The following is a 14,537-nucleotide window of genomic DNA, read 5'->3' as shown; positions in this document are numbered from 1 at the left end:
CAGATTGGGCCGGCTGATCAAACAAATTGGGCCTGTTGGCCGCAATAGATTCGCCGGTCACGAATCTGCCTTCCAGACAGGCCGCCTGCCACGAAAACGGGCATTCCGCAGCGTAAATCTTGAGGCAAACTGAATGTTTTTGCCCCATTGTTGCCGTAATGTAACAATGGCTGACTGGGCACGCAAAATGCCCTGTTTTGTAGTGATTTAGGGGTTTTTCCCGAGTTTTCTCGTCGATCTGTATTGTGGCGGCCATTTTCCCGCCTCGGTAAGAAGGCCGACACCTTGTCGGAAATGCGTTCAGCCAAGGTGTACATGTACGCACGGCGAATTCGTTGTTGCGCCGTTAACCTGAATTGGTTCTAGCTTGATGCAAGGATATTTCGGGGAGGAGATTCATGTGTTATTCGCGTCTGAAAGTGCTGCTGGGCGCGGGGGCTTTTTCGCTGGCTTTGGCTGGGACGGTGCAAGCCGGGGGCTTTGACCGGGGCGGCGTCAACATCGACCAGCTGTTCGACGCGGCGCCATATTCGTTCGACGCAGGCGTCACCTATGTTTCGCCACAGCGCAAACTCAAGAATGTGCAGCGTCTCGATGGCTCGGGTTTGTCGACATCGGCGGTGGACGTTGGTGGCCATTATGCGGTGCCGCATGTCGGCATCAAAGCCAACATCTTTGAGCCCGTAGACTGTCTTGCCACCTATACGAGACCGTATGGTGCGGACGCGAATTTCGGCATGAACAACGCCTATTCGCCGACAGCGGTCAAATACGCCGTCGACACAGACGATTTCGGTCTCACCTGCGCCTATAAGGTGAACGTCGGCAAGGGCGCCATACGATTCATCGGCGGTGTCTCCTACCAGCAGGTAGACGCGTTTCTGTCCCGTCAGACACTGCTCGCCTTCGGCAATACCGGCCTCGGCGTCTTCAAGCTATCCGACGAGGCATGGGGTTGGCGTGCGGGCGCAGCCTATGAGATCCCCGAGATCGCCCTGCGCGCCAGCCTGATGTACTCGTCAAGCTACAAATATGACGGGCTGTCGGGAACCGTCGACACGACCGGCTTCAGGGGCGCCTTTCCGGCGGATCTGATTCCTGGCTCTACCGGCGTGTACCCAGTCTCGGCGTCGGCTGAGATACCTCAGGCTCTGGAATTCAAGCTGCAGAGCGGCATAGCTCCTGGCTGGCTGGCCTTTGGTTCCATCCGCTGGCAGGAGTGGAGCAAGCTAGGCGTCATTGCCATCAATGGCGTGCGCAGTCCGGTAACCGGTTTGCCCTCGCCCGTTTCATTTGACCTGCTTTATCGCGACGGCTGGACGGTCACGGGCGGTATCGGGCACAAGTTCACTGATCAATTGTCGGGCGTGGTTTCGCTGACCTGGGATCGCGGCACCTCGACGACCTCCGGCTATCAGTCGGATACCTGGGCCGTTGCCAGCGGCGTCTCCTATTCGCCGAACGACCAGGTCGAGGTCAGGCTCGGCGGTTCGATCGGTGTGCTGACGAGCGGGTCATCGACTTTCAGCGGTGTCGGCGACGTGGCAAATGCCGTTACCTATACCTACGGCAACGACCTGCTTCTCGCTGGTTCGGCTTCCGTCAAGATCAAGTTCTAACTATTAAATTTTAAACGACAAAACGGCCGGGCACTGCCCGGCCGTCGGTTGGATGCATGGCGTCCGGCATTCGGCTGGCGCAACAATTGTCCCCATGATGTTCGCTTCTGTAATTGTGACGTTTTGGCAACAGTTTCTGAACAACCCTCGCGTCGCCCGGCCGCCCGGGAACATTGCCTATTTCCCGCCATAAACCCGGCGCACCTCGAACCTGTCTCGGGACATGCGCCAAAAGGCTAGGCGAAGAGGCAGGCCGCACCGCCCGCGGCAAGGACGAGTATGGACGCCAGAGCGATCTCCAAGGCCAAGCTGCCGAGCCGCCACGTGACCGTTGGTCCCGAGCGGGCGCCGCATCGCTCCTACCTCTATGCGATGGGGCTGTCGGCGGCCGAGATCGCGCAGCCTCTGGTCGGTGTCGCCAGCTGCTGGAACGAGGCCGCGCCCTGCAACATCTCGCTGATGCGCCAGGCGCAAGTGGTCAAGAAGGGCGTGGCGGCCGCCAACGGCACGCCACGCGAATTCTGCACCATTACCGTCACCGACGGCATCGCCATGGGTCATCAGGGCATGAAGTCGTCGCTGGTGTCGCGCGAGGTCATCGCCGACTCGGTCGAGCTCACCATGCGCGGCCATTGCTACGATGCGCTGGTTGGATTGGCCGGTTGCGACAAGTCGCTGCCCGGCATGATGATGGCCATGGTGCGCCTCAACGTACCGTCGATCTTCATCTATGGCGGCTCGATACTGCCCGGCAGCTACCGTGGCCGGCAGATCACCGTGCAGGACGTGTTCGAGGCGGTCGGCCAGCATTCGGTCGGCACGATCGGCGACGCCGAACTGCTCGAGATCGAACAAGCCGCCTGTCCGTCGGCCGGCTCCTGCGGCGCCCAGTTCACCGCCAATACCATGGCCACCGTCGCTGAGGCGATCGGCCTGGCGCTGCCCTATTCCTGCGGCGCGCCGGCACCCTACGAGATGCGCGACCGCTTCAATTTCGCTTCCGGCGAAAAGATCATGGAGCTGATCGCAAGGAACATCCGCCCGCGCGACATCGTTACTATAGAAGCGTTGGAAAATGCCGCGACCGTGGTCTCGGCCACCGGTGGCTCGACCAACGCGGCGCTGCATCTGCCGGCGATCGCGCACGAGGCCGGGATAAAGTTCGATCTTTTCGACGTGGCCAAGATATTCGAGAAAACACCCTACATCGCCGACCTCAAGCCGGGCGGCAAATACGTCGCCAAGGACATGTTCGAGGCCGGCGGCATTCCGCTCTTGATGAAGACGCTGCTCGACCATGGCTATCTTCATGGCGATTGCCTGACGGTGACCGGCCGCACTTTGGCCGAAAATATGGAACATGTTTCCTGGAATGACAGCCAGGATGTGGTCCGTCCCGCCAATAGGCCGATAACCCAGACCGGCGGGGTCGTGGGCTTGAAGGGTAACCTTGCCCCCGAAGGCGCGATCGTGAAGGTCGCAGGCATGGCGGAACTCAAATTCTCGGGTCCGGCACGCTGCTTCGATTCGGAAGAGGAATGTTTCGAGGCTGTTACGCACCGTAACTATAGCGAAGGCGAGGTTCTCGTCATCCGTTACGAGGGTCCGCGCGGCGGCCCGGGCATGCGCGAAATGCTGTCGACGACGGCGGCTCTCTACGGCCAGGGCATGGGCGGCAAGGTGGCGCTCATCACCGACGGGCGTTTTTCGGGCGCAACGCGCGGTTTCTGCATCGGCCATGTCGGGCCGGAAGCGGCAGTGGGCGGCCCGATCGGGCTGCTTAGGGATGGCGACTTGATCTCGATCGATGCGGTGAACGGCACGATCGAGGTTGCATTGTCCAAAGCCGAACTGGCGGCGAGGGCAAAAGCATGGAAGGCGCGCACGACCGACTATCAGTCGGGCGCGATCTGGAAATACGCACAGACGGTCGGACCTGCCCGCGACGGCGCGGTCACCCATCCCGGCGGTGCCAAAGAAACACACTGCTATGCGGACATCTGAGTTGTTGAGGTCGTCTGTCCTTTCGGCACTGGTTGCGCTCGCCACGTTTGGCGCGACCTTGGGCGCCGTCGGCCAGGCCATGGCCTTCGACGACAAGGTGTTCGACGACAAGACCGGCGTGAAGCCGCAGTCGAGCCCGTGGGCGGTGTTCCAGTTCGGCTTTTCCGCCTACAAGAACGGCCATAAGGAGCAGGCCGCGGAAGCCTATAAATATGCCGCCGAGAACGGCCAGATCGGCGCCACCTGGAAGCTTGCGCGCATGTATGCCGAAGGCGATGGCGTGGCGCGAGACGACTACGCGGCGTTCAAGTTCTTCAGCGAGATCGTCGACCAGGATGTCGAGCCCGGTTCGCCCGAGGAAAGCTATGTTTCGGACGCGCTGGTGGCGCTTGGCGACTATCTGAGGAAGGGCATTCCCGGCAGCCCCGTCGAGGAGAACGAGGTGGCGGCCCAGGAATATTACATGCGTGCCGCCGCCAACTACCGCAATCCGAACGCCCAGTTCGAGATGGGCCAGATGTTCCTCAAGGGTGAGGGCGGCGTCAAGGCCAGCGTCAAGCAGGCCGGACGCTGGTTCCAGCTGGCGGCCGAAAAGGGCCATGCGGGCGCGCAGGCGACGCTCGGCAACCTGCTTTTCCAAAGCGGCAAGATCGTGCGGGGGCTGGCGATGATGACCGCGGCGCTCGAACGGGCCTCACCTGCCGACCAGCCATGGATCCGCGGCATGCAGGAAGAAGCGTTTGCAGCCGCCGGCGAAGCCGATCGCCGCACCGCGATATCGCTGGCCGACGACATCCTCACCAAGGGTGGCGGCGACCAGTAGGCCGGCAGAAATTCCGTTTTGAAATCAATTCTCGGTCGGTTCCGCCGGCATGCCGCTGGGCGCCGGTGTTGAGATCGGCGTGCCCTGCAGATGTGGGGCCAGCGTGTTCTCCGGGCAGCCATCCCGCTGCTTTGTCCAGGACGTGTTGTTGAGGACCATCTCGCAACGGGCGAGGTAGCTTTGGCCGGCAAGCGTCAGGCAGGCGACCCGGCCGATCTGGAATGATTTGCCGTTAGCCAGGCACTCTGCATCGGCAAAAGCCGGCGTCGCCACCGCCATCGCAAGCGCGCAGCCGATCGGGCAGAGTGCAAATCGAGTAGTCATGGGAACCCCAGCCACCATGATGATTTCTCATCAAGCGCGCGATTTGTGGCGATAAGAGGTCAACTTATCAATGTGCCGCCGGACAGCAGCTCCGGTCAGGCCGGCTGCAGCGCCAGATCGATCGCCACCGGCACGTGGTCGGAGGGTTTTTCCCAGGCGCGCACCTGTTTTTCGATCGAAGCCGAGGAAAACCAGTTGGCGGCTTCGGGCGACAGAAGCAGGTGGTCGATGCGGATGCCGTTGTTCTTCTGCCAGGCGCCGGCCTGATAGTCCCAGAACGTAAAAATGTCCGGGGCGTCGGTGACGGCACGCACGGCTTCGGTGAAGCCGAGATTCTTCAGCCGCCGGAACGCTTGCCGCGTCGCGGGCTGGAACAGTGCATCGCTTAGCCAGTTTTCCGGATACTTCGCGTCGATCGGCTCGGGAATGACATTGTAGTCGCCGGCCAGGACCAGTGGCTCTTCCAGAGCAAGCCGCTGCTCGGCCCAGCGCTCAAGTCGCGCCATCCAGGAAAGCTTGTAGGAGAACTTCTTCTCGTCGTCGATCGGGTTGCCGTTCGGCAGATAGATCGAGGCAACGCGCAAGGCGCCCTTGTCGGTCGAGAACACGCCCTCGATGAAACGCGCCTGCTCGTCGGCATCGTCGCCCGGCAAGCCGCGATTGACCTCGTCGAAACGCAGCTTCGACAGGATGGCGACGCCGTTGAAGCCTTTTTGGCCGTAAGTCTCGACATTGTAGCCGAGCGCCTCGATCTCGGCGCGGGGAAACTGCTCGTCGACCGTCTTGATCTCCTGCAGGCAGGCGATGTCGGGCGCGCTTTCCGTCAGCCAATGGGTCAAATTGCCGATGCGGGCGCGAACGCCGTTGATGTTCCAGGTGACGATTTTCATGGCGGCCTCGATAGGCTGGTGGTCCGGAGACTAGCGATCCGGTGGATGACGTTCGACAAGGCCGATCGTATTGCCTGCCGGGTCCTTTAGGAAGGCCATCCATTCGCTTTCCCCCGCCTGGCCGAACAGGCCTTCGGTGTCGCGATGGACGAGCGCCGGCGGCGCGGTGAAGGGAACACCGGCGGCCCTTGCCGAAGCGTGGAACTCGTCGAGGCCCGATATGTCGAGATAGACGGTGCCGGCAGGCAGGCCGTCGGTGAAAAGCAGGCGCACGTCACCGGCCATGATAAAGGCGATGCCCGGCGGATCGAAACGCACATGCAGGTTCATGCCGAGCACCTCGCGCCAGAACGCCAGCGTCGCATCGAGGTCGCGCCCGGCGGAAAGCGCGACCTGACGGACCGCGCCGATGTCGGGCATTTCTAGATCGAGAAGCTAGTGCCGCAGCCGCAGGAGGCGACCGCATTGGGGTTTCTGATCTGGAACGACTGGCCCATCAGATCGTCGACGAAATCGATCACCGAGCCGCCCATATAGACCAGCGACAGGTCGTCGATCAGCACGGTGGCGCCGTCCTTCTCGATGGCGACGTCGTCGTCATTGCGCCTGTCGACCAGGTCGAACTTGTAGGAGAAGCCGGAACAGCCGCCGCCCTCGACCGAAACGCGCAGCGCCGTCTTGCCGGCTTCGCTCGCCATAATCTTGGCGATCCGCCTGGCGGCGGCGTCGGTCATCTCGACTTTCATGGCGGTCTTGGCATCAGCGCCCATGGGCGTCACCTTGCTTTCGGTTTTGTATGATAGGTATGAAGCGCGACGGGGCAAGTCAACTGCGGCATACGCTATGACCAACGAGTTGGGCGACATCGGATTCGGCTATCGGCCGCGCGCGGCCTATGCCAGCGAGCCGGCGAAGTCGCGCGGGCGGCTGTTCGACGAGGTGGAAAGCCCGACGCGCACGCCGTTTCAGCGCGACCGCGACCGCATCATCCATTCGACGGCGTTCCGCCGGCTGAAGCACAAGACGCAAGTGTTCGTCGCACACGAAGGCGACCATTACCGCACGAGGCTGACGCATTCGATCGAGGTCGCGCAAATCGCACGCGCTCTGGCGCGGGCGCTGCGCGGCGACGAGGACCTGGCCGAGGCGGTGGCCCTGGTGCACGACTTCGGCCACACGCCCTTTGGCCATACCGGCGAGGACGCGCTGAATGAAAAGATGGCCGCCTGGGGCGGCTTCGACCACAATGCGCAGTCACTGCGTGTGGTGACGCGGCTGGAGCGGCGCTATGCCGAGTTCGACGGGCTGAACCTCACCTGGGAAACGCTGGAGGGGCTGGTCAAGCACAATGGCCCGCTGACCGATGCCAAGGGGAAAGGGCTGAAGGGGCCGGTGCCGCAGGCTATCCGCGACTATTCCGAACTGCACGACCTCGAGCTCGATCGCTTCGCTGGTATCGAGGCGCAGTGTGCGGCGATTGCCGACGACATCGCCTACAACACCCACGACATCGATGACGGCTTGAGGGCAGGGCTGTTGAGGCTGGATATGCTGGAGGGCGTCTCGCTGCCGGGGTCGATCCTCAAGGGCGTGCGTCAGCGCTATCCGGCGCTCGATGACGTACGCACCGGCCACGAGCTGATGCGCCGGCAGATCACCATCATGGTCGAGGACGTGATCGTCTCGACGACAGCCAATCTGGCGCGCATCAAGCCCGGCAGCGCCGAAGCGGTAAGGGCGGCCGGCGAGCCGATGGTGAGCTTCTCCGCCGAGACGGCCGTATTGGAAAAGGAGCTGAAGGCCTTTCTCTACAAGCACCTCTACCGGCACGCGGAGGTCATGCGGGTGCGCGCCGATGCCGACCAGATCGTCAGGGACCTGTTCGACGTCTATTTCGCCGATCCGCGCGCCATGCCGGATGGCTGGCGCGAAGGGCTCGACCGGGCAGAGGACCGCGTCAAGGCGCGCAGTGTTGCCGATTTCCTGGCCGGCATGACGGACACTTATGCACTCAAGGAACACAGGCGTTTGTTTGACCATACGCCGGATTTGAGCTAGGGCGGGCGCGATTTTGCCGGCCAACGAGCCGGATCCCTGCAAAACCGTCAGAGCCACAGCAATGAACATCTTCGCCGATTTCAACGCGCGAATCATAAAGGCCGTCGAAGCGCTTGATTTGAAAGACAAGGATGGCGTGTCGCCGGACCTGTCGCGCATCGCCGTCGAGCCGCCGCGCGATGCCAGCCATGGCGATCTCGCGACCAACGCAGCCATGGTGTTGGCCAAGCCGACCGGCCAGAACCCGCGTGCGCTGGCCGAAAGGCTGGCCGAGGCGCTGCGCGCCGACGAGGATATCGCGGCCGCCGAGATCGCCGGCCCGGGCTTCGTCAATCTCAGGCTCAAGGACGGCTTCTGGCAGGCGCATCTGACGGCGCTGCTCGGCGAAGGCCGCAATTACGGCCGCTCGACTATCGGCGGCGGCAAGAAAACCAATGTCGAATATGTCTCGGCCAACCCGACCGGCCCGATGCATGTCGGCCATTGCCGGGGTGCTGTGGTCGGCGACGCGCTGGCCAATCTGATGGCCTTCGCCGGTTACGACGTGACCAAGGAATACGTCATCAACGATGCCGGTTCCCAGATCGACGTGCTCGGACGCTCAGTCATGCTGCGCTACCGCGAAGCGCTCGGCGATGAGATCGGCGACATTCCGGCCGGGCTTTATCCAGGCGACTATCTGATCCCCGTTGGTCAGGCGCTGGCCAGCGAATTCGGCCGCTCCCTGCTGCAGATGCCGGACGAGGAGGCGCTTGCCATCGTCAAGGACAGGACGATCGATGCGATGATGGCGATGATCCGTGAGGATCTGGCGCTGCTCAACGTGCATCACGACGTCTTCTTCTCCGAGCGGACGCTGCATGCGAACAACGCCCGCAAGATACGCTCGGCGATCAGCGACCTGACGCTGAAGGGCCACATCTACAAGGGCAAGCTGCCGCCGCCCAAGGGCGAGAAGCCGGACGACTGGGAGGACCGCGAGCAGACGCTGTTCCGTTCGACCGCGGTCGGCGATGACATGGACCGGGCGCTGGTCAAGTCGGACGGCACCTTCACCTATTTCGCCGCCGATGTCGCCTACCTCAAGGACAAGGTCGATCGCGGCTTCGTCGATCTGATCTATGTGCTTGGCGCCGATCATGGCGGCTACGTGAAGCGGCTGGAAGCGCTTGCCCGGGCGATTGCCGGCGACGAGGTCAAGCTTACCGTGCTGCTTTGCCAGCTGGTGAGGCTGTTTCGCGCCGGCGAGCCGGTACGTATGTCGAAGCGGTCGGGCGAGTTCGTGACCTTGCGCGAAGTGGTGGAGGAGGTCGGCCGCGACCCGATCCGCTTCATGATGCTCTACCGCAAGAACGACGCGCCGCTCGACTTCGACTTCGCCAAGGTAACCGAGCAGTCGAAGGACAATCCGGTGTTCTACGTGCAGTATGCCTCGGCGCGCTGCCATTCGGTATTCCGGCAGGCGAGCGAGCAATTGGGCGAGGCCATGTTCGACCGCAACCAGCTGGCCGCCGAAGTGGCTTTGCTGACCGATGAGGGGGAGATCGGCCTGATCAGGAAGCTCGCCGAATATCCTCGGCTGATCGAAGCCGCGGCGCTCGCGCTCGAGCCCCACCGGCTGGCATTTTACCTCTACGAACTCGCTTCCAGCTTCCACGGACACTGGAACCGGGGCACCGATAGTCCCGACTTACGTTTTGTTAAGGTTAACGACCGACAATTGACGCATGCCAGACTAGGGCTGGTGCAGGCTGTTTCGGACGTTTTGACGTCCGGCCTGACGCTGATCGGAGCCAATGCGCCCACCGAAATGCGTTAGGTTTGAGTAAAAAACCTGTCACCTTTTGCCCACATTGCGCTGGTAAGGGCCAACCCTACGCGACGTCCATGGCGTCCGAATGAGTGCGAGTTCGGGAACAATAATGGCAGACAGAACCCAGCTGAGAGCAGCCGACCACAACGACATCGCCAACGATGATCCGTTCGCGGAACTGACCAGGATCATGGGGTTCGACCCGCGCCAGCCGGTCAAACCGCAAACGCCGGCACAGCCGAAAACCGCTGCCGCCGAACCGTCGGTGGACGAGGGCGATTTCGAGATCGATCTCGAGAAGGAGTTGATGGGCGAATTCGGCGCCGACGCCAATGACAATGCTTCCCCTGCCAAGCTTCGCGAGCCGACACCCGAACCGGGCGCCGCCGACGAAATGGAGGACGCGCTTGCTGCCTCGTTCGAACAGGATTTCGCGTTCGAGGACAATGCGGCGGATGATGCTGCTCCTGTTGCGGCCGCTCCTGTTGCCGCCGACGAAATTGCCTCCGCCCCCGAAAGGGCGTTTGCTCCCGCTGTCGAGCCGGAGCTCGACGACGAGTTCGATAACGCCGTCGCCGGCTCGCTCGAAGACGTGTCGCCGTTCGAGGGCGACCTTTCGAGTGACGACGAACTTGCCGCCTCGCTCGACCAGGATTTTCGGCACGACGACGATGTGACGGCCAAGATCGCGGTGACCGGCGAGGATGAACCCAGGGCCGCAGCCGAGGCGATCGAGCCGGTCGACGAGCCCGCCTTCGACGATGAGTTCGACAACGCCGTGGCAAGTTCGCTCGAAGACGAGCTGATGCTCGAAGAGCATGAGCCGATGGAGCAGACCGTCGCCGTTGAAACCGCCGCGCAAGCGGCCGCGCCCGCCTTCGACGATGAGTTCGACAACGCCGTGGCAAGTTCGCTCGAAGACGAGCCGATGCTCGAAGAGCATGAGCCGATGGAGCAGACCGTCGCCGTTGAAACCGCCGCGCAAGCGGCCGCGCCTGCGTTCGATGACGAGTTCGACGATGCCGTGGCAAGTTCGCTCGAAGACGAGCTGATGTTCGACGAGCATGAGCCGGCGGAAAACGTCGCCGCCCCGGCATCGCCGGTTGAGGCGGTTTCGGCCGATGAGGATCTTGCCGGCCATTTCGATGATGCCATGGCCGATGTCGACATGGACTTCGACGTTCGCCCGAACGAGCCTGCCGAAATCGAAGAACCAGAATTTATCGAAGAGCAGTCGATCGAAGAGCCAGAGGCCGCCCGGCTTTCCGGCACGGCCGCTGAAGCGGCGTTCGACGACGATTTCGATCTGAGCTTCGACGATGCGCCTGCCGAGGAAGCCGAAGAGCCCGTGGCGCAGGTTGCGGCCGAACCAGCGGCGCCGGCCGCTGTCGTCCCGACGGCCCCAGTGGCTGAGGAACGCAGCCTGGAAGACGAACTGAACGCGCTGCTCGGTGCGATGAGCACACGGCCGGCACAAGTGGTCAACGAACCTCAGACAAGCCCGCAGACTGCCCAGAAGCCCGTGATGGCTGTTCAGCAGCCTATCGCGCCGGTAATTCAGAAGCCAGCAGTGGCCGCTGAACAGCCAATGGCGGCGGTCAAAGACGTCGCCAACGAGCCGGTGCATGCTGTCGACGAGCTGGATTGGGAACTCGACGAGCACGAGCCCGCTGAGCCGCAGCAGTCCAGTGCCGCCAATGACGCCGATCTTGGCAGTGTCCTCCTCGATGAGCTTGAAGGCGAGGATTTCGGTGTTGAAGTCGCTGCCGGCCCCGCGGATGATCTCGACAGCGATGCGCTCGATGCCGACTTCGCCAGGAATATCGGCCTGGATCATGACTCGGCCGACAAGAGTGCGGCAGCTGCTGCCGAAGAAGACCCGCTCGATGCGCTGAACTGGCTGACGACACGCGCCACACCGCCCGAGCCGGCCCGCTCGTGGAGCCGCGTGACACCGGTCGCACAGCCTCAGCCCGCTTTTGCAAGCCAGCCGGTAGCTTCAGCGCGTCCGGCACCACCGCCGCAGCCGGCCGCAACGCCGTCCTATCGGGCCGCACCGGTCGAAGAGAGGCCATCCTATGAAGATCGGCCCGCCTACACGGAAGCTGCACCAACCTCGCATCAACAGCCTTCCGCCTATGACGAGATGCCCGATGTCGAGACGGTCGACGTGCCCGAGCGCGTCGTGGCGCTGGCGGACGATCTCGACATTCCGGAGCTCAACTTCGACGATGACGAGCCGGTGGCGCCCGCCTACGACGATCTCGATGCCGATTTTGCCAGCCTTCTCACCGAAATGAATGCAACTGACATAGCGCCTGCCCCGGTGCGCAGTGCTGGCTATGACGATGAATACGATGCCGGCTTCGTGTCTGGCTATAAGCAAGATCGTAGCGAGACGCGCGCCTATGGCGCCAAGCCTGCGGAAGCCCCCGTCAGCGCGGCGGCTGCTTCCTATGCCGATGCAGCGGACGGATTCGATCTGGGCCCATCGCCTGGCGGCCAGCCGGTTTCGCAAGCCGACGATTTCACCTTCGATGAGCTCGACTACGATCCCGAACTGGACGAGGAGATGTCGGTTCCGGGCCTTGCCGAACGCGGAGCCGAAAGGCAGCCGCGCAGGCGCGGGCTGCTGATAGGAGCGGTGGTCGGCGCCGTGGCGATCGCCGGCGGCCTTGGCGCCTTTGCGTTGACCCTCGGCGGCAAGGGCGGCGGCGATGCGCCGGTTATCGTCAAGGCCGACAACAGGCCGATCAAGATCAAGCCGGAAAATCCAGGCGGCACCGTAGTGCCGAACCAGGACAACAAGGTCTATGACGCTGTGGTCAAGGGCGCCAAGCCCGCCGAGCCGGTTCAGCAGAAGCTGGTCACCAACACCGAAGAGCCCGTGGACCTGAAGGCCAACGAACCGGAGAGCCGCGTCGTCGATCTTTCGCCCAATGACCCCGATGCCGCAGACGATATCGACGCGCCCGGCGCCGTGGCGTCCGACACCGACGGGTCTGGCACCAATGCGCCCGGCACTAACGCGCCTGACTCCAGCGCGCTTGGCGCCAGTGCGGCTGGCGCTACCGAAACCGCCGCCGCACCGGCGCCCAAGTCCGAGGATCGCATCGCGCAGGTTCTGCAGGAGGCCGAGAAGGGTGCAACCCCCGAGATCGTCGCCGTTGCGCCGCGCAAGGTACGGACCATGGTCGTGAAACCTGACGGCTCGCTGGTGGCGCGCGAGGATCCGGCGCCCGCCGCCCCGCAGATGGCTGCTGCCGAGCCGGCCGATCCGGCGCCGCAGCACGTGGCTCCGTCGGCCCAGGCCGACGCCGCGGCGCAGACCGGCACCGTGCCCCTGATCGACCAAATGACAAGTGATCCGAAGATTGGCAACCAGCCGAGTGGCGACCAGGCGAGCGGCGATCAGGCCGAAACCTCCAAGCTGCAGCCGGCGCCCAAGCCCGACACAAAGGCTGAAGCCAAGGCCCAGGCGTCAGCCAGCAAGCAGTCCTCCAGCACCCCGGCCACGGTTCCGGTGGCGCCGCAGCGTCCGTCCGACCAACCCGTCGATGTGGTTGGCGAGGTCAAGCCCGATCAGGTCGCTTCCATCGATCCGGCCGCGGCCAGGGCTGGTTCGTGGTCGATACAGATCGCTTCGCAGCCGACAGTCGAAAGCGCCCAGGCGACTTACCAGGATCTGCAGCGCCGCTATGGCAGCGTGCTTTCCGGCCGCACACCCAACATCGTCAAGGCCGAGATCGCCGGCAAGGGCACCTTCTACCGCGTCCGCGTTCCGGCGCAGTCTCGCAACGAGGCGATCAAACTGTGCACCAGCTACAAGGCTGCCGGCGGCAATTGCTTCGTGTCCCACTAGGCACCAAAACCTCTCGAAAAGCCGGCGTCCGCGCCGGCTTTTTTGCGTGAACGGAAACCTCTGAAGGCAATTGCGGGCGATTCCCTTTGTCGGCGCGAAGCTCTAAACTGTTCCGCATGACCGAATCAAAATCCATGATCCTCGGCTGCGCCGGGAAATCACTGACCCGCGACGAGATCCGTTTCTATCGCAACGAATGCCCGTGGGGCTTCATCCTGTTTGCGCGCAATATTGGCGAGACCGAGCAGATCCGCGATCTGGTCGCCGCGATGCGCGACTGCGTCGGGCGTGCGGATGCGCCGGTGTTCATCGACCAGGAGGGCGGCCGGGTGCAGCGCCTGCGGCCGCCGCTGGCGCCGAACTATCCGGCTGCCGGTGCACTCGGCGCCTTGTGGCGCGACGACCATGACGCCGGCACCCGTGCCGCATGGCTGATGGCGCGGCTGCATGCCTTCGACCTGCTGCGCTACGGCATCACGGCGGATTGCCTGCCGGTGCTCGATGTGCCGATCGAGGGCGCCAGCGACGTCATCGGCGCGCGCGCCTATGGCAAGGAGCCGCGCGCCGTCATCGAATTGGGTCGCGCCGCGGCGGAAGGCCTGATGGCGGGCGGCGTGCTGCCGGTGATGAAGCATATTCCCGGTCATGGAAGGGCCTTCGCCGATACGCATTTCGAACTGCCGACCGTCGACGCCTCGATCGGCGACTTGCAGCGGCATGATTTTGCCCCGTTCAGGGAGCTCAACCATTTGCCGATGGCGATGACGGCGCATGTCGTCTATAGCGCGATCGACCCGAAGAACCCGGCCACCACGTCCGGCAAGGTCATCGAAGAGATCATCCGCGACGAAATCGGCTTCGACGGCCTGTTGATGAGCGACGACACCTCGATGAAGGCACTTTCTGGGGATTTCCCGTCAAAGGCGGCGGCGATCCTTGCGGCGGGCTGCGATCTGGTCCTTCACTGCAACGGCGTGTTCGAGGAGATGGCCGGCATTGCATCGCGCACGACCGGGCTTGAAGGCAAGTCGTTTGAGCGCGCGGAGCGGGCGCTGACCTATATCAGGAACCGCGACGTGGCGGACGAGACCGAGATTCGGGCCGAATTTGCCAGTTATTTCGACGCGGTGGCCTAGCATCAAAG

Annotated in this window: 11 protein-coding genes; 7 read left to right on the top strand and 4 right to left on the bottom strand. The window is 63.2% G+C overall.

Translation table 11 applies throughout. The annotated features are described in order from the left end of the window. Positions 1-398: 398 nt before the first annotated feature. The 3 genes from NKI97_RS18390 (at position 399) to NKI97_RS18380 (ending at position 4,446) form a co-directional block, all read left to right on the top strand. Positions 399-1,619 (top strand): OmpP1/FadL family transporter, encoded by a 1,221-nt coding sequence (locus NKI97_RS18390; protein WP_352835725.1) that lies wholly within the window; start codon positions 399-401, stop codon positions 1,617-1,619. A gap of 279 nt (positions 1,620-1,898) precedes the next feature. Next, complete coding sequence (gene ilvD / locus NKI97_RS18385; protein WP_352539733.1) at positions 1,899-3,623, top strand: dihydroxy-acid dehydratase; 1,725 nt, start codon at positions 1,899-1,901, stop codon at positions 3,621-3,623. Then, positions 3,610-4,446: a tetratricopeptide repeat protein gene (locus tag NKI97_RS18380; RefSeq protein ID WP_023678939.1), complete on the top strand. Its 837-nt coding sequence runs from the start codon at positions 3,610-3,612 to the stop codon at positions 4,444-4,446. The genes ilvD and NKI97_RS18380 overlap by 14 nt, the downstream gene beginning before the upstream one ends. Before the next feature lie 24 nt (positions 4,447-4,470). Here the strand turns inward: NKI97_RS18380 and NKI97_RS18375 are convergent, their stop codons facing one another. From NKI97_RS18375 to erpA, 4 genes are all read right to left on the bottom strand, one after another. Next, the gene (locus NKI97_RS18375; protein ID WP_352454507.1) at positions 4,471-4,788 is read right to left on the bottom strand and encodes a hypothetical protein; all 318 of its coding nucleotides are present in this window, start codon (positions 4,786-4,788) and stop codon (positions 4,471-4,473) included. A 77-nt stretch (positions 4,789-4,865) separates the two neighbouring features. Beyond that, complete coding sequence (xth, locus tag NKI97_RS18370; RefSeq protein WP_352744669.1) at positions 4,866-5,660, bottom strand: exodeoxyribonuclease III; 795 nt, start codon at positions 5,658-5,660, stop codon at positions 4,866-4,868. Between the two features lie 30 nt (positions 5,661-5,690). After that, entirely contained in the window at positions 5,691-6,080 is a 390-nt protein-coding gene (locus tag NKI97_RS18365; protein ID WP_352835722.1) for a VOC family protein, read from the bottom strand. A gap of 2 nt (positions 6,081-6,082) precedes the next feature. Further along, positions 6,083-6,430, bottom strand: coding sequence for an iron-sulfur cluster insertion protein ErpA (gene erpA, locus NKI97_RS18360; RefSeq protein WP_352835719.1), 348 nt, complete (start codon positions 6,428-6,430; stop codon positions 6,083-6,085). 73 nt (positions 6,431-6,503) lie between these two features. Between erpA and NKI97_RS18355 the strand changes: the two genes are divergently transcribed. The 4 genes from NKI97_RS18355 (at position 6,504) to nagZ (ending at position 14,529) form a co-directional block, all read left to right on the top strand. Then, positions 6,504-7,718: a deoxyguanosinetriphosphate triphosphohydrolase gene (locus tag NKI97_RS18355; RefSeq protein ID WP_352835716.1), complete on the top strand. Its 1,215-nt coding sequence runs from the start codon at positions 6,504-6,506 to the stop codon at positions 7,716-7,718. Positions 7,719-7,779: 61 nt separating this feature from the next. Next, the gene (gene argS / locus NKI97_RS18350; protein ID WP_352451392.1) at positions 7,780-9,537 is read left to right on the top strand and encodes an arginine--tRNA ligase; all 1,758 of its coding nucleotides are present in this window, start codon (positions 7,780-7,782) and stop codon (positions 9,535-9,537) included. 103 nt (positions 9,538-9,640) lie between these two features. Continuing rightward, entirely contained in the window at positions 9,641-13,393 is a 3,753-nt protein-coding gene (locus NKI97_RS18345; RefSeq protein ID WP_352835713.1) for an SPOR domain-containing protein, read from the top strand. A gap of 116 nt (positions 13,394-13,509) precedes the next feature. Further along, complete coding sequence (gene nagZ / locus NKI97_RS18340) at positions 13,510-14,529, top strand: beta-N-acetylhexosaminidase (protein WP_352451390.1); 1,020 nt, start codon at positions 13,510-13,512, stop codon at positions 14,527-14,529. The last annotated feature ends 8 nt before the right edge of the window (positions 14,530-14,537 follow it).

This window comes from Mesorhizobium sp. M0296, from assembly GCF_040321675.1.
In the GTDB taxonomy this organism is placed as follows: domain Bacteria; phylum Pseudomonadota; class Alphaproteobacteria; order Rhizobiales; family Rhizobiaceae; genus Mesorhizobium.
This window is presented reverse-complemented; position numbering and strand designations above follow the sequence as displayed.